The sequence below is a fragment of the Ferrimicrobium acidiphilum DSM 19497 genome (assembly GCF_000949255.1).
In the GTDB taxonomy this organism is placed as follows: Bacteria; Actinomycetota; Acidimicrobiia; order Acidimicrobiales; family Acidimicrobiaceae; genus Ferrimicrobium; species Ferrimicrobium acidiphilum.
In genome coordinates, this window is sequence record NZ_JXUW01000005.1 from 123,992 (window position 1) to 139,419 (window position 15,428).

A 15,428-nucleotide genomic window follows, 5' to 3' on the forward strand; every position below is an offset into this window, starting at 1 on the left:
CCAACATGGATCCTAGAGGCATGTATGGGCCCAATTGGCGGCCCCTGAATGGAGGGAGAGGTCTGTACCTAGCCTCTCGCTGGCTACTGGGCTCCCCTTGCCCGTCAGAACTCTACAACCAAGGTCACTCAACGTTGTCTACTCGTCAGGCGAGCCTGGTCTAGGTAAGGGAGCTGAAGCCAGATCCAAGTAGGGCACCAAAATCCACTTCAGGATGATCACGCATGACCGTCTGGAGCCTGATTGCGCTCTCAAAAAGCAACAGCAATGTCCCATCGCCTCGTCGAAGTAATCGAACTCCTGGGATTCTCCCCAAAGTTGCAGCATCCTCTGCCGTCACCACTCGTGCCACTCGATAGGGCGTCGACAGATACTCAGTCAATGCTCCAAACTCGTGCTCCATGCGATACTGGAAGACTTCAAACTGCATCTGCCCAACGGCGGCGAGAACCGGAAGCGGATCCCCATCGAGTTCGTATAGAACCTGGAGCACGCCTTCACGCTCCAACTGGTCAAGACCCCTGCGGAACTGCTTGGCTCGTCCAGGATCTTTCACTCGCACTCGCCGGAACAACTCAGGTGCGAACTGTGGAAACGATGGAAAAACGACTGGCGAATCGGCATAGAGCGCATCCCCAATTCGCAACTCACCAGCATTGACGAGACCGACCACATCCCCTGGAAACGCCACCTCAACCGTAGACCGATCGGAACCGAACAGCGAACTGGCATATTTTGTAGAGAACGTCCGACCAGTAGCGGCGTGCGTCAAACTCACCCCGCGCACAAACCTCCCCGAGCACACGCGAACAAAGGCAACATGATCGCGATGAGCCGGATCCATGTTGGCTTGAATCTTAAATACGAACCCAGATAGTGGAGCGTCAAGTGAACGCGTCTGACCGTCAACATCTCGCCGAGGCCTTGGTGATGGGATGAGGTCGACTACTGCGTCAAGCAAAGAACGTACACCGAAATTATTCATTGCAGAGCCAACGAACAGGGGACTAGTCTTCCCCTCAAGGAAGCTCTCCTGATCGTGCGAGGCCCCCACGGCATCCAGTAGCCCACATTCGTCGGCAGCATTGGTCCAGTCGCCGCCCTCCTCTGTAGCCGCAACCGATGCATCCACCTCAACCTCTGGCGCGAGAGTCTTACCTCGTACACTGCGCTCAAAGCGAGTGAATCCACCCGTTCTGCGATCGATCACCCCGTGAAATTCACCAGGAATGCCGACTGGCCAGGTCACCGGGGTTGGTCGCACTCCGATCTTCGCCTCGATCTCATCGAGTAGTTCAAGTGGCGATCTGCCCGGACGATCCAGCTTATTCAAGAATGTGATCATCGGCAGGCCCAACGACCGGCAGACCTCGAAGAGCTTCAGCGTCTGCGCCTCAACACCTTTGGCAACATCTAGCACCATAACCACCGCATCCACCGCAGTGAGGACGCGATAGGTATCCTCGGAGAAGTCACGGTGCCCCGGCGTATCGAGAAGGTTGATTACACAGTCGCGATACTCAAACTGAAGTGCGGTTGAGGTGACGGAGATGCCTCGCTCCTGCTCCATAGCCATCCAGTCCGACCGGGTGTCTCGCCGACCGGTTCGCGCCTTGACGGCTCCAGCCTCAGCAATTGCACCCGCATAGAGCAAGAACTTCTCAGTCAGGGTGGTTTTGCCGGCATCAGGATGGCTGATGATCGCAAAAGTCCGACGCCTAGCAGCCTCCTTCAGGATCTCTCCCGACTCGACCTCTTCTGTCAACATACCCACACCACATCCACTTCACAATCAACTTGGTTAGGTCACGGCCATGGACCAACTAACCAATATCGATTCTACCGGTGATGTCTCGTGCCGTGAGACTAGCGCCATGTGATCCCCGGATCACATGCCCCCTGTGGGATCGGAGCTATGGTGCACAAAATCAGATCGCCATCTGACGGCCACTTTGGCCATCGCTACCAGAATGCGTCCTCGAGGAATGTGGGTTCGAAAGCTCAAGGCGGTGTCTACCGTCCATCGGCCTCTGGACTCGCTCAAGCCTTCGAATACATCTAGCGAGCGAAAGGCTCAAGAATCAAACGCATCCAATACTACTCCATGAAATCGGCAGCAACTCGGCGCCACCATATCAGACCTGCAGCGCCTCGCAAGGCCCGGCTAGACACGCCAATTCAATCCTAAAACCAATCGATTCCAGGGTCCGAGTTCACTCGACTCAACGAGGGGATAGACAAGTGTGGAGCCCGACCATAGCGATCGGACTCCACATCTTGGTGGTCAACTAAACGTTGACCCAAACTACCAACTGATATCACTCAGACGAATTCGGTTGCTCTAGCTGGCCGGCTCGTTCGATCGCATCCTCGGTATCCTTGCTGGCTGAACCCGATGCGACACCCCAGTAGTAGAAGACTATGGCTAGAACAATCACAACCACAAGATCCCATGGATAGTGGATCAGGCCGGTCAGGTGATTGTACTGTCCCCCAAATCGCTTGGAACCAAAATAGGTCTCCAACAGCGACACTGCGATAAAGACGACCAGCCAGACTCCTTGCCTCCAGGCCTGCGCATTGATCCTCGCGAGATCGCTACGTGCCGCGGAAACGATGAGATAGATAATGATCCCGATGGCGTAGCCAACGGTCAGCTTCCAGACCGTCTCCCAACCGCTGAAGTAGATGATGAGTGAGCCCATGACAAATGCAATTGGACCAATTATATTAGCTCCGCCTAAGCGATATGGGCGATTGGCCGAAGCGTGATGGCGTCGAAACACTGCTAGTGACACAGGTCCCATGATGTAGGTAAACACGGTTGCAGCGGAGATAACGCCAACCAGCGACTGCCAGGTTGGGAACGGCAGCAGAAAGATCAACGAGGCGATTATGGTAGCAACCATGGCGAACATCGGGATGCCAGTTTTGTCCGAGATCCTTCTCCACGAGCGACCAAGGTACCCGTTGCGTGCGCTACCTAGAATTACTCGCGGCGTCGAGGCGAAGTAGACAAGTCCAGTTCCAGAGGGTGACAGGACCGCATCAGCATAGAGAATTGTCGCGAGCCAACCCAAACCAAGAGCCGATGCTACCTGAGCGAAGGGGGAGGATAGACTCAAGCCCGCCCACCCGTGCGTCAATTCCGACTTCGGAATCGCAGCTATAAATACGACCTGCAACAGAACGTACACTATCATGCCTGCAACAAGCGCGGTTATGATCGCGCGGGGAGCATCACGTTGCGGATGCTTCGCTTCCGCTGCCATCTCCACTGCCTGACGAAACCCCAGAAATGAGAACACAATTCCGGCGGTAGATACTGCCACCAATACGCCAGCTGTGCCATAGGGCGCAAAGCCATGAGTTGCCGGGGCCGAGTAGTTCGACCAATCCTTGGCAACAAACAAGACCACCAAAATAGTCAGCGTCGGTGTCAAAAACTTTAGGAAGGTTACAAAACTATTTACCTTGGCATAAAGCTTTACGCCATACACATTGATGAGAAAGAAAATAATCAGAAGAATAGCCTCGACGATAAACGCCAGTGGCTGTTTACCTGAAAAGCTCCCGTTGACGGTGGAACCAAATCCCTTTATATAGTGCGACGCATACTGCACCACCGCTTCAGCTTCAATAGCAGGTACTGAAGCGTAAGCAATAAACGCAGCCCAACTGACTATGAAGCCAACCAGTGGACCATGCGAATACTGAGGGTACCGCGTTGCCCCTCCCGCTTCAGGCAAGAACCCCGACAGCTCTGCATACACGAGCGCGATAAACAAACAGGCTACACCGCCAATAACCCACGATATGATAGCTGCAGGACCGGCAGTCTGCGCAGCATATAGCACCGCAAACAACCATCCTGATCCAATAATTGCACCGAGCCCTGCGAAGCTCAGGTCTAAGTACGACATCTCACGACGGAGCTGCCCCGACTTCTGTCGACCAGTTTGCACGAAACCCCCTTTACTGATTCACCGGATCCACCTTCCAGAAAGGTGAGCCGATAATGGCTACCGTAGCATAGCCAGCAATATATGTCTAGTTTGCATAGCAAGCTTGGTAGCCGACTAACCAAAAACTGTCCTACGGCCAACCACGATAAGATCCCGGCGTTAACAAAGCCGCGAGCCAGCAAGCACGTGGGCAAGGCTCGAGGAGGCGGCAACTCCTTCACCCATGGGCAAGACCAGTCAGCGCTCCTGGTCACTTAGATGCTCGGGCGACCCACATCAAGCCATCTCTAGTTGTTTAATCTGCAGATATCTCTCAAGGACTCCATTTGTACTTGAGGTTACTCATGAAACGCATCCGCTCGGCGGCCCGGCTATCTGAAGAGCAATCACAGCTCAATCGGCAACATGACCAACTACAAGGTCGCAGATCCAAGCGCTTGCGACTGCCCCGAATCCGATGGGAAACTATTGTGGTTAGGATTTCAGGCAGAAGCCGCGCTGTGATGTCTTGGTGCCCTTAAGCCTCCCATCTCCGAGATGGAGTGAAAGCCCAAGCAGAGGTGTTAACGCCTGAAGCACCCAAGAACCAGAGACGCCCGTGACTTTTATCTCCACCTCATCCCCGAATTCGAACAGAGTCCTACTGATAACCTTCATCTAGTTTTGTTAATGAAGAATAGCCATCCGTCACACTTTACAGAGTTGAACATTACTTACAGAATCCCACCCATATTGGAGAACCGATTCACATCAAAGACCGGTTGCTCAAACGCACAATACGAATGCGCGTATTGGTGGTGTCGAACCATCGTTGGGCTAGGCTTGCACCAGCCATTCTCAGGCCATGCCGCGATCGCGTCATTCATAGTGGTTGAGGAGCTCCAGGCAAGCTCCGACTCGATCAGCGGTGCAGGTTTATCCTCTTGGCCAGTCACCAGCCGCACGAGTTCCCGTTCACCTTGTCGCCTCCTGCCACGGAAACGGACACAACGGTGCTTGACCTCTTCGAGGCTATGCCATCCGATGAAAACTCTGAGTCCCCAGGTATCTCGCTGAGCCACGATGCCCATGCTTCCTGCCATCAAATCCTCCAACTTCGAACCCCTTGTTGGATTCCTGTTGGGTTATAGCACCGCAGGATTTACGAACTATACCCTGACCTGGTGGGCGCCAAGGGACTCGAACCCCTGACCTGGTGGGCGCTAAGGGACTCGAACCCCTGACCTGCTGGTTGTAAGCCAGCACGAAGTTGTCCGAATCCGTAGTCATAGCGTCTGAGTACGTCCCATTTATGCAGCTCGTTGAAGTCTTTTGGCACGGGCGGTGAGACAGTCTCGGACTGGACGGGACGTCGTCGGACACAATTGTTGGGTGAAAAGTTGGGCGGTCGAGCCTCGGGCGAGAGATCGAGTTCTCCCTAATTGAAGACTACCGAACCGTGGACACGGAGTCAAGGTCCCAAGCGCAACACAAACGAGCGACCCACACGTCGATGGATCTTTAGGAACCGAGAACCACAAACGCAGCCATCGGGCAAGACCTACTCAAGTTGCCCTGTCCAGGCAAAGCAGCGGTTAAACTACGTTGGGATAGAAAGGTCGCAGTCAGGTGGTCTCTAATCGTATTACAATTGACCCTTCGCAATGCAATGGTCGTCCATGCATTCGTGGCATGCGGATTCGAGTGCAAGACATCCTCGAACTGCTCGTATCTGGAGCCTCCAATGAGGAGATTCTAGAGGAGTACCCCTATCTTGAACTAGACGACATCAAGGCTGCCCTCCATTATGCCGCAGTACAGCTGGATCATCCGGTGCTCTTCGTTGCATAATGCAATTTGTCGTAGATGCGCAGCTTCCACCCGCTCTGGCTCGTTGGATCACCTGTCAAGGTTATGACGCACTACACTTGATCGATCTTGGCATGCTGGGAGCCAAGGATCAAGAGATCTGGGCCCTCGGGCGCCACGAAGGTTCGATCATTGTTAGCAAAGATAGCGACTTCGCCGCGCTAAGCCTTTCCGACAACCAGGGCCCGCCTGTCCTATGGCTGCGTTTGGCCAATTGCCGCACCCCAGAACTGATAAGGATCCTCACCCCACTCTGGCCGTTAGCCATTGATCGACTAACAGATGGCGAAAAACTCGTGGAGCTTAGAGGGTGACGGCGACTCAGTAGGTCACTACCCGACCGTCGGGCCTTAACGGATCTGCAGTCGGGCCGTCAGCGTAGCAAGCCGTGCCTCGCGTCCACATACCTCCGGTGCTTTGTCTGGCTGTCAGTAATAAAGCTAAAAGGCGGCCTATCGGGACAAAAGTACTAGCTGCACACCTGCGAAAACTAACACTCCAGCAACTATTGGCCCCTTTTCCCACTGTAAACTCGGAGTTTACATGCATCGTGCTGAATCACGACGTGTCCATCTCCTACAAACAAATCCGCTAGCTTTGAAATCCTTGTTGGGTTTTCTGTTGGGATTTTATGCAATCGTGTCGACGGAATACCCTTTGACCTGGTGGGCGCTAAGGGACTCGTACCCCCGACCTGCTGGTTGTAAGCCAGCACGAAGTTGTCCGAGCCAGTAGTCATAGTGTCCGAGTACGTCCCACTTTTACAGCTCATCGAAGTCTTTAGCAAGGGCGGTGAGACAGCCTCGGACTGGACGGTACGTTCTCGGACACAATTGTTGGGTGAAAAGTTGGGTGGATAGAAACTCAACGTGAATCTGGCCCGACGATGCGCATAATCCTTGGACAGGCGCCGAAGATCTGGTTGCATGAGCCGCGACGGTCAAGCTTTCCTGGTCCGTCAAGGGTGAGAATCCCTGATGCGCAGATAAGGCCAAGAATCGACTGAGTTCGGATCAGGTCCTATATGCATCACTTCGATGTCGAATAGCAGTGACGATGACGATACCTTGATCTTCGTCGATGAGGTACAGAACCCGATAAGAGCCTCGTCTCGCCGACCATACAAGGTCAATTGGTGGTCGGAGCGGCTTTCCTACCTTTCTTGGCTCATTGACCAGAACCTCAGTAAGGAAAACAAAGATAGCCGCCCCAATCTTGGGTGGCAATGATTCCGTGAGCATTCGAGCCGCCGGAGCAACAACCTCTAACCGATACCTTCTCTCGGTCAATCAGGTTGACGCAGTCTGTTCGATTGACGCATCATTTGCGCAAGCTCGTCAGCGTCTACGACATCACCAGCTTCAACGGCTCGTATCCCCTCGGCATGGGATCGTAGCAACTCGGCATCCGAGAGGACTGCGATTGTCTCACACAAGGCGTCGTAGTCATCCGCTCCAAGCAGCACTGCGACACGATGGCCCTTGCGAGTGATCTCAAAGCGTTCGTGCGTGTTTTCCGCCTCTGTGACGAGTTTCGAGAGTTGAGCACGAGCATCAGCTAATGGTAGCGTAGACATGTACGTAATTCTAGCGAACGACTATGTCGAACTATCGAAGCAGGGACTGGACCTATGATTTCTATGGTCGGCAAATCGTGAATCATCCCTAGCCGTACGGCACGTGGAGGATTTCTCGCGCCAGATTGACGTGATAGACTTACCAAGCTACACAATTGTATACTATAGGCATGAGTACCACGATTAGGGTCAGCAAAGAGACTAGAAATCGGTTCGCGCGTCTCGCCGCCTCTACTGGCCGCCCCATGACTGTTCTTCTTGACGAGGCGGCCGATGCCCTGGAACGACGAGTTTTCTTCTCGCAACTGACAAACAGATACTCGGAGCTTCGCGATGACCCCGAAGCATGGTCTGAGGTCCAGGAGGAGCGCACCATTGAAGGTATCGCGCTACACGATCAATCTAAATGAGCGCGCTTAGAGGCGAAGTCTGGCTGATCGACTTCGGAGATCCTATAGGAAGAGAACAGGCAGGGCGACGTCCTGCCGTTGTGATCTCAGCTGACGCACTTAATGAAAGTCGGGCAGGCGTGATCATCGTTGTTCCTACTACTACACGATACCGGGGCCTCCCTTCACATATCGAACTAGACCCCGCAAGTTCAGGTCTTAGCGAAATTAGCTATGCTAAATGCGAAGACGTCAAATCGATTTCAGAAGAACGCCAGATCGCACGTCTTGGCTTGATAGGTCAGGAGCCTCTATTCGAGATCGGCCGGGTGCTAAGGCTCCTGTTCGATATCTGACCCCAGGAGGCGGTAGTGCCTCTCCGGCAAGCGTGCAGTTGTGGTATCCGCTACCGTGAATTTGATGGTCCGCCCCAATATATTGTTGCGTGGGCGCTGACAGATGCTAGACGAATAGGTGAGGAGGATCAATAGACATAACACAACTTCTACAACCACAGCTATTGACAGCGATTATGCTTCTCCTAATTCTGGTAGCCGTCGTGCTCTTTGCGAATAGATCATCCGATGGTCCTGACTCAGGCGAATTAACAGACGAGGAGATCGCTATCATCGTGAACCAGAAAGGTACATGTGTAGATGTGGGCCAAGCATCTGATTCCCCTCGACCGAACACAAGCCGCAGTGGAGTTTTCTGTACCCGCAAGTATCGAGCTCGGAAGAAAGAGGGAATCCGTAACATCCATATTCAATAATTCCTCCCTATACATCGCAGATCCAAAGCACGCCCAAGTATCACTCTGTGGAGATCACCGACTCCACGTACCATCACAGTCAACTTCAGCGCCACTACTCCGAGAGCAATATAACTGCGTGTTTGCTCCGCCATCCACTGCGTCCTGCGGAAATACTAGGCGGTGGCTCCCTTTTGGCTCAACCTACTAACCGACACCGACTTGGAATTCCTCAATCGGTATCCGGCATAAAGTGAAAGAACCCGTTCAACTGGAATATGTTGTAGTATTGGATGGCCACCTTCTAACGCCTTTATGCAGGCGAAAGCACTTTCAATCTCATATGGAACCTCTTCTCGGATTACCCGACATCCGATGGCTCGGTGAATATCTCGATCCCAGAGCTCCTGGTAATGTCGAACCGTCGTTGGGCTTAGGGCTCACCAATAAATAAGTCAAGCAAATAGCTCTCCGCCTGATAGCCTTGAGGTATGGCAATCAATGCGGCAACTTTGGAAGCGGTAGGTCGGCGGATCGAGTCGTTGTGGCCCCAGTTGAACGAGCGACAGCGGCGGGCGTTATTGGGTGTCGAAGCTCGAGAGCTGGGTTGGGGTGGAGTTTCGGCGGTGGCCCGGGTGGCGGGGGTGGCTCGCTCGACGGTGACAACTGCGGTAGCGGAGTTGGAGCGCTCCGATGTTCTGGAGCCAGGGCGGTCGCGTCGTTCCGGGGGTGGTCGCAAGTCGACGACGGTTGCGGACCCCGGGCTGGCAGCAGCACTGGACGCGCTTGTAGACCCGGCGACTCGGGGTGATCCGATGTCACCACTGCGATGGACTGCCAAATCCACGCTCAGCCTTGCCGAGGCGCTGAGTGCATCGGGGCACCCGGTGTCGGATCAGACGGTGGCTGCTCTGTTGCGTGATGCTGGCTACAGCTTGCAGGCGAACGCCAAAGTGAGAGAGGGCCGTCAGCACCCTGACCGTGACGCCCAGTTCCGTCACATCCACGGATACGGGTAGGCGATTCCTAAGGGCGAAGGATCCCATGGTCAGTGTCGATGCGAAGAAGAAGGAGCTCGTCGGAGCCGAGCCGGGCTACAAGAACGGCGGGCGGGAGTGGGAACCCAAAGATGGTCCGGTGCGAGTGGGGACCCATGACTTCCCAGACCCGGCAGTTCCCTACGGGGTCTATGACGTAGGGGCGAACACTGGTTGGGTATCGGTTGGTTCCGATGGTGATACTGCTGCATTCGCGGTGGAGACTCTGCGCCGCTGGTGGTTCGGTGTTGGCAAGGTGCGCTATCCCAAGTCCAAGAGGCTGCTCGTCTGCGCGGATGCAGGAGGCTCCAACGGCTACCGGCTGAGGCTGAGGCTGCGGAAACGTGAACTCGCCCAACTTGCTACCGAGACCGGCCTGTCGATCACCGTGTGCCACTTCCCGCCGGGTACCTCCAAGTGGAACCGTATTGAGCACCGGCTGTTCGCCCATATCACGATGAACTGGCGGGGAAGGCCGCTAACGAGTCACGAGGTGGTGATCGAGCTGATTGGAGCGACAACTACACGAGCCGGCCTGACGGTGCATGCAGAGGCAGACACCAACAGCTACCCTCGCAAGATCAAGATCAGCGACGCTGAGATGGCGATGGTCACCCGCCAGATCAAACCCTACGCGTTCCACGGCGAATGGAACTACACCATCCGACCCGCCAAGCAGACTACAACCGTGTAACTAACTTGATGGAGTTATTTATTGGTGCGTCCTTACTCGCTGATGTTATCAGCGAAAGCGGCTACGCCAGGAGGTTCAAGAGATGAGACCAACCGTCAGGTTTAGGGTTCGCTACGCTGAATACAGGCCATAGTTCCAGCTGATAGGTCGGCAGTGGTAGTGGCTTCGAGGATTTCGGTGAGGCTGGCATCCTCGTTAGGATGCCAGCTGACCCAACGATCATTCGTTCGGGACTCTGGATCGCAGAAGAAGGCGTAGGCGCCAAGATCCCGAGCACGATACTCGCCAAGGAGCCATAGCGACGAGAGTCTTTCTTGGGTGCCTGGGATCAGTGGGAGTTGGGGAAGCTCATCAGCGATGTCGCGGCCGTGGGGCTCCTCGTCACTCAAGTAAAGATGGAGTGGCTGGAGCCCTGACATGGATGGTTCTGGTGGTCCCAAACAGAGCCAGGTGAGCTGATTCACCTTCTTCTGGTAGGTCGGCCAGCCGTCAAAGACCAGACTGAGGATTAAGTCGGGGGGTTCTTCGAGATAGAGCTTGAGAACACGACTCTGCACCCCTTCAGGCAAGTATCCGTTAGCCCCACCGGGACTTTGGTACACCCCATGCGATTGATGATCCTGGGGCTGTATCGGGATATCGCCCCAGTACGGGAATCCGAACTCATCCTGGGCCGCGACACCCGATGCCCGTAGAATCTCTCGACCTGCACGAAGATGGGCCACGGTAGTGTAGGAGATGAAGGCAAGACACCAAGTACTCGGGACATGACCAGTTGATCCTGGATCAACAAAAACATGCGTCGTATCCTCTGGGTTAAGGGGAACAGGGTTGTCGAGCATGAACGTTGAAAAGAAGCCGACATCATAGACAGCGAAGCTACGGGTAAATCCCCCAAAGAGCGCCAGTTTCAAAGTGCATGCGATGTCCTCGTAGTAGCCCTCGTTCCCCTGGTATAGCACCTCTGCGGTGTGAACTTTGCTGGACCGGAAAGTGCAGGGCTCCCTATGGCCAATAAAATGAGATGGTGGTGTTCCACTCCAGGGCATCAGAGAGCTCCATTCTATAGAGATGTATTGACCCAAGAGGGACAATCTGGATAGTAGTACTTGGTCGGATTCGTCGGATAGTCGGGCCCAACGGAGTACGCCGTAATTACGCCTACTGGACCTGTATTGCGCATCGAGTAGTTACCAACGTTGTCCTTCATCGAAGTTACGATACGCACCTGGAGATTCTCATCACCGTTAGCATCCCTAGCTATGAGACCCAGACCAACTTTGGTCGTCAGTCATATCCAGACAAGCAAGCCGTTTACTGCGATGTGGGCACACAAATCGGGACGCTCCGGTTGGAAATGGCAGTTTTCATCGCACATCCACTGAATCCAGGAATCACGTGTCTCCTCGGTTGCGATTACCTCGCAACACATTCATTCACCGGATCCACCTATTCTCGCAATGGCACCAGCGCCTCAATCCACTCGTGCGGTCCGTTGAAGGCAGGGATGGGTAGTTCGCGCCATGCGGGAACGCTGTACTCGCGTGGATCTCAATCTCATCGACATGAGCAAGTAGCCACGCTTCGCAATCGTTTAGGCATCGCCTATTGAACTGCACGACCTCGACGATCACGTTGATGGGTTTCTCATCCACCGTAGCGAAGCTATCGTGTCGCCGACCGATGTCATCACCCTTGCTCACGGGCGAGAAACCCTGGATTTGGCTAAAGATCTCAGCAACATCCCCGTGAAACCGTTGCCAACCGGGATTTATCCAAGTTACACGCGCACATCTCCTAATCTTGTCCAGGCGAGATCTCGACGCGGAACCCCAGGGTTCTCGTGAGATAATCCAGCACACGGCCGCGGTCACCCGGTAGCGAGTCGAGAATAGCGTGCATTTGGGCAACTTCTAGCGCACCAGCTCCACTCACCACTGTTCTCATGCAACTAAGCACTCCCTGACACAACAGCCATGATCGTGGTACCATTGGTGCGCCACTCGATCCTGATCAATTAGCGTTCCGCATTCGATACAGCTCAATTTCATTGTCTCCTTCTCTACTTTCCCTATTCATCGGGACCGCAAGAGATATATGCACCTGGTTTGCTGCCGCCCACTTTCAAAATCCACTTGTACATACTTGGGTAGAGCAACTGAACTGGAGCGCATATGGACGCGGAACAGGATCGGTAAAATCCATCAGGGTCCACTTTGGGGAAAGAAGCCGCCCATTGGCGGTTACTCTGCACACCTAGCACCCTATCGCGATGCAATGAACAGCTCATGTGCCGTACGCCCCTTGTGAGAGGGGGCGAGTCCTTGAACATTGCTACGGACCAGTCACCCACTCAGATATTCATTCACTAAACAGCGCTTTCCGTTATCAGAATTCGGATAGGGGTCAAAAGTCAATGACGGACCTACAATGATGTCCTAAATCGAAAAGGTTCAAAGATTCTGTGGCCTTCTTGCACAACTTGCGGAACGCATTTGCTAATCTAGGCTTCAGCGAGTGAGTAGGGGGCGGGCCATGGACATACGCAGAGTCGGGCGACGGATAACCTTTGGCCTTGTCATCCAGGCGATCGCAATCGTCGCGCTCATGATTGTCACTACTGGTCCAGCGTTTGCAGCCAAGCCAAGCCGTGGCGGTGGGTCAGGTTCGACCACTACCGGGTTCGACCTTTCTTACCCTCAGTGCGGAAGTAGCTTCCCGTCGACCACGGCATTCGGTATCGTCGGGGTAAACGGGGGCCTGGCGAACGACCTCAACCCGTGCCTCGGGCCGTCGTCGTCCTACTCCCAGAGCGAGCTGTATTGGGCAGTCGCGACCTCAATCGGTGGAACGGCTCAACCAAAGGCGTCGCTTTACGTGAACACTGCTGACCCCGGAAACGTTTACAACGGAACACCGATCACGGACTGGCCAACGACTGGAACGACGCCATACGGATCATGCACGACGACGACCGTCACAACAACTAACGGTACTTACTACGTTGGTGAGAATTCCCAAGCGTGCGCCTGGCAGTACGGCTATAACAAGGCAACCCAGGATGCCGCATGGCTCACCAGCGCTGCCAATGCGATCGACGGCCAAAATCCTCCGACTATCGTGCCAACCTCACCGGGAAGCTACCCGTGGTGGTTGGACGTAGAGACTGCGAACACGTGGCAGAGCGACACAACAGGACAGGCAATGAACGTTGCCGATCTGCAAGGCATGGTCGCTGCGCTGAAGGTCGTTGGTGTCGCGGCAGTAGGGGCCTACTCGACGTCGTCTCAGTGGAACGCTATTACTGGAGGTACGACTTCTGCTTCGGGGTCCCTGTGGCAAATTCCTAACTGGATTCCAGGAGCCCGAACCCTCCGCGGCGCGATATCGAACTGCAAACAGACGTCGTTTACCGGAGGCACTGTTTCCGTCACACAATGGGTTTCACGTCTAGACGGTGACTACTCCTGCTGAAGAGTTACTATACGTAAAATTTGGTGTCAGGGAGACATCTAAGATTTTCGTCCTCGGTTGTCACGATATGCCGATATCGGATCCTATTGCGACAGGCCGAGGACTCGTTGTGTATACCCGTGTAGAACACGAAAAGCGATTGGTGTTGGCTATTGGGCGTTGTGCGTCCGCTCTGTTTCATACTTTGTTCTGCATATCCAGCGCATGACGACGGTGACCCGCAGGTGTCGTAGCGACACCCCGTAATGGCGGTATGGTGCGTCCTGAAAACTGGATCATCCCAGCGGGTGAGAGTCCCGCATGGGTAAAGGCAGGAAAGCCCGGTAGCAGACCCTGGTTCGTCGAGAGGCGGTGGGCTGAGCAAGGTGTAAAAAGCCTCTTTGGGAGGAGCAAGCGTGTGGGTCGTAGGTCCACTTGGTCCGAGTCCTACAGCCTCCCCATATTTACAATGGTGGAGCAAAGCCGTTCGTATCACGGCGAAGGTGGCATTCGTGCACATTTCGGTCAATTGGGACACCGAGTTTGTAGCTTGAAGGTAGTGAGATTCCCGAAGCGATCAGCGAGACAGGCCGCCGTCTTGGAACAGTTGTGGGTCAGGACTGAAACTACTTCTTCGCCTGCTGGGAGTTCGGTAAGTTCCGACTCAGCCTTGCTCCCCGACTTAATGGCCTTCGTTCTAGCAGCTTGTCCTTTTGTGCCAGCGAAAGCTATATCGCCGCGGGCCAACGTTCATTCCGAGGCCGAAGGCTATCAGTGCTAGTGCAAATGCCGGCAGTCCTGTACTAAGAGTTCCCGTCAACACGCCACCAATTCCGGTAAAGACCAGGCCCACCGCTGTTGCAGTTGCTCATCCTAGTACTCCAGTCCGAGCAGATGCTAGCATGCAGACCGCACCAACTGCAATCTCCGCCAACGGAAAGACCACAGCCTACTGCTCCCATTAAGATCAAGGAACTCTCGTATGGCAGCACATCGCCGACACTATAAGAAACCCCGCCGCAAGAAAGTCCTCACACGCCTACGGTACTGGGCGGCAATCCCAAAATGGGAACTGACAGGTCGTGTGCCATGTTCGTGATTCTTTTTCACATCGAGTCGAAGCATGCAGAAAAGTACCGCCATTGCGGCAAATGAGACGGAGTATCTACGAACAATCGTAAACCATTTTTACAAATTCTTAGGAGTGCGCGATGAGCGCATGTATGACTATTTGGGAAACAGAAGAGTCGATCCCGAAAGACCGACTCTGACCCGGGTTTTTTAGTGGCCGGGATCGGTGTTTAACCAATGACCTTCGGGTTATGAGATCGGTATTGTTCGTCCACACGATGTTACTTGGTCCTCCACCGTCGTCCGGAATCTTCCTATATCGGGTATTTTGTGGCCTTGACCACGCCTGGCCTGCAAAGACCGGCTGACATCATTCGACTGCGTTTGTGGGATGAACCAGGTCTTCGAGAAGATCTTCTGAAACTTTCACGCGAGTCCACATTTCCACGAGAGTTTGGCGTCCAGATGGCTGAGGAGGCTTCGCCCGACGTTGGTCACAAGCCGAGCCTGCGTCTCATCGAGCAACTCCTGATTTGGGTGTGCCACGCTCGCCTGATTCCGCGCTGGCAGCATGGCATCGAGAATGCTGGCGCTGGCATTGAGTACTTTCCCGATGTCCTAAGCCCGAGGACCGAGGTCTGACA

The 15,428-nt window shown here is 54.4% G+C and carries 15 protein-coding genes; 7 read left to right on the top strand and 8 right to left on the bottom strand.

Features of this window, described 5'->3' with window-relative positions; translation table 11 throughout:
* Positions 1-160: 160 nt before the first annotated feature.
* From FEAC_RS04190 to FEAC_RS04205, 4 genes are all read right to left on the bottom strand, one after another.
* Positions 161-1,768, bottom strand: coding sequence for a peptide chain release factor 3 (locus tag FEAC_RS04190; RefSeq protein WP_035388845.1), 1,608 nt, complete (start codon positions 1,766-1,768; stop codon positions 161-163).
* Positions 1,769-2,318: 550 nt separating this feature from the next.
* Positions 2,319-3,965, bottom strand: a complete 1,647-nt coding sequence (locus FEAC_RS04195) for an APC family permease (RefSeq protein ID WP_236684600.1) — start codon at positions 3,963-3,965, stop codon at positions 2,319-2,321.
* 474 nt (positions 3,966-4,439) lie between these two features.
* Positions 4,440-4,622, bottom strand: a complete 183-nt coding sequence (locus FEAC_RS15470; RefSeq protein ID WP_052565533.1) for a hypothetical protein — start codon at positions 4,620-4,622, stop codon at positions 4,440-4,442.
* 56 nt (positions 4,623-4,678) lie between these two features.
* Positions 4,679-5,047: a hypothetical protein gene (locus tag FEAC_RS04205; protein WP_035388803.1), complete on the bottom strand. Its 369-nt coding sequence runs from the start codon at positions 5,045-5,047 to the stop codon at positions 4,679-4,681.
* A gap of 526 nt (positions 5,048-5,573) precedes the next feature.
* Here FEAC_RS04205 and FEAC_RS04210 point away from each other — a divergent pair.
* Complete coding sequence (locus tag FEAC_RS04210) at positions 5,574-5,795, top strand: DUF433 domain-containing protein (RefSeq protein ID WP_035388804.1); 222 nt, start codon at positions 5,574-5,576, stop codon at positions 5,793-5,795.
* Positions 5,795-6,127, top strand: a complete 333-nt coding sequence (locus tag FEAC_RS04215; protein WP_035388805.1) for a DUF5615 family PIN-like protein — start codon at positions 5,795-5,797, stop codon at positions 6,125-6,127. Before FEAC_RS04210 ends, FEAC_RS04215 begins: the two co-directional genes overlap by 1 nt.
* A 699-nt stretch (positions 6,128-6,826) precedes the next feature.
* Here the strand turns inward: FEAC_RS04215 and FEAC_RS04220 are convergent.
* Positions 6,827-7,054 (bottom strand): type II toxin-antitoxin system RelE family toxin, encoded by a 228-nt coding sequence (locus FEAC_RS04220; protein ID WP_052565551.1) that lies wholly within the window; start codon positions 7,052-7,054, stop codon positions 6,827-6,829.
* Between the two features lie 44 nt (positions 7,055-7,098).
* Positions 7,099-7,389, bottom strand: coding sequence for a type II toxin-antitoxin system Phd/YefM family antitoxin (locus FEAC_RS04225; RefSeq protein ID WP_035388807.1), 291 nt, complete (start codon positions 7,387-7,389; stop codon positions 7,099-7,101).
* A gap of 170 nt (positions 7,390-7,559) precedes the next feature.
* Between FEAC_RS04225 and FEAC_RS04230 the strand changes: the two genes are divergently transcribed.
* The 3 genes from FEAC_RS04230 (at position 7,560) to FEAC_RS04240 (ending at position 10,260) form a co-directional block, all read left to right on the top strand.
* Positions 7,560-7,799 carry a hypothetical protein gene (locus tag FEAC_RS04230; RefSeq protein WP_052565535.1) on the top strand — a complete coding sequence of 80 codons (240 nt, stop codon included), beginning with the start codon at positions 7,560-7,562 and terminating at the stop codon, positions 7,797-7,799.
* The gene (locus tag FEAC_RS04235) at positions 7,796-8,134 is read left to right on the top strand and encodes a type II toxin-antitoxin system PemK/MazF family toxin (protein WP_035388808.1); all 339 of its coding nucleotides are present in this window, start codon (positions 7,796-7,798) and stop codon (positions 8,132-8,134) included. The genes FEAC_RS04230 and FEAC_RS04235 overlap by 4 nt, the downstream gene beginning before the upstream one ends.
* Before the next feature lie 886 nt (positions 8,135-9,020).
* Positions 9,021-10,260, top strand: a protein-coding gene (locus FEAC_RS04240) for an ISAzo13 family transposase (protein ID WP_152623074.1) whose coding sequence is annotated in 2 segments (ribosomal slippage) — positions 9,021-9,539 and positions 9,541-10,260 — 1,239 coding nt in all. Because the reading frame shifts where the segments join, the coding sequence is not laid out codon by codon here.
* Positions 10,261-10,361: 101 nt separating this feature from the next.
* On the opposite strand, the gene FEAC_RS04245 is transcribed toward FEAC_RS04240, so the two are convergent.
* Both FEAC_RS04245 and FEAC_RS15475 read right to left on the bottom strand, forming a co-directional pair.
* Positions 10,362-11,309, bottom strand: coding sequence for a hypothetical protein (locus tag FEAC_RS04245; RefSeq protein WP_035391942.1), 948 nt, complete (start codon positions 11,307-11,309; stop codon positions 10,362-10,364).
* A 14-nt stretch (positions 11,310-11,323) separates the two neighbouring features.
* Positions 11,324-11,488 carry a hypothetical protein gene (locus FEAC_RS15475; protein WP_156099329.1) on the bottom strand — a complete coding sequence of 55 codons (165 nt, stop codon included), beginning with the start codon at positions 11,486-11,488 and terminating at the stop codon, positions 11,324-11,326.
* 1,307 nt (positions 11,489-12,795) lie between these two features.
* Here FEAC_RS15475 and FEAC_RS04255 point away from each other — a divergent pair.
* Together FEAC_RS04255 and FEAC_RS16575 are read left to right on the top strand one after the other, a co-directional pair.
* Entirely contained in the window at positions 12,796-13,734 is a 939-nt protein-coding gene (locus FEAC_RS04255) for a glycoside hydrolase family 25 domain-containing protein (RefSeq protein WP_052565539.1), read from the top strand.
* 1,380 nt (positions 13,735-15,114) lie between these two features.
* Positions 15,115-15,426: a hypothetical protein gene (locus tag FEAC_RS16575; RefSeq protein WP_035391940.1), complete on the top strand. Its 312-nt coding sequence runs from the start codon at positions 15,115-15,117 to the stop codon at positions 15,424-15,426.
* The last annotated feature ends 2 nt before the right edge of the window (positions 15,427-15,428 follow it).

Bases quoted from the DNA above. Each gene is read 5' to 3' on its own strand.
- FEAC_RS04255 (WP_052565539.1), top strand. From the start codon at position 12,796: ATGGACATACGCAGAGTCGGGCGACGGATAACCTTTGGCCTTGTCATC.
- FEAC_RS04190 (WP_035388845.1), bottom strand. From the start codon at position 1,768: ATGTTGACAGAAGAGGTCGAGTCGGGAGAGATCCTGAAGGAGGCTGCT.
- FEAC_RS04230 (WP_052565535.1), top strand. From the start codon at position 7,560: ATGAGTACCACGATTAGGGTCAGCAAAGAGACTAGAAATCGGTTCGCG.
- FEAC_RS04215 (WP_035388805.1), top strand. From the start codon at position 5,795: ATGCAATTTGTCGTAGATGCGCAGCTTCCACCCGCTCTGGCTCGTTGG.
- FEAC_RS04235 (WP_035388808.1), top strand. From the start codon at position 7,796: ATGAGCGCGCTTAGAGGCGAAGTCTGGCTGATCGACTTCGGAGATCCT.
- FEAC_RS04220 (WP_052565551.1), bottom strand. From the start codon at position 7,054: ATGCTCACGGAATCATTGCCACCCAAGATTGGGGCGGCTATCTTTGTT.
- FEAC_RS04245 (WP_035391942.1), bottom strand. From the start codon at position 11,309: ATGCCCTGGAGTGGAACACCACCATCTCATTTTATTGGCCATAGGGAG.
- FEAC_RS04205 (WP_035388803.1), bottom strand. From the start codon at position 5,047: ATGGCAGGAAGCATGGGCATCGTGGCTCAGCGAGATACCTGGGGACTC.
- FEAC_RS15470 (WP_052565533.1), bottom strand. From the start codon at position 4,622: ATGAAGGTTATCAGTAGGACTCTGTTCGAATTCGGGGATGAGGTGGAG.
- FEAC_RS04225 (WP_035388807.1), bottom strand. From the start codon at position 7,389: ATGTCTACGCTACCATTAGCTGATGCTCGTGCTCAACTCTCGAAACTC.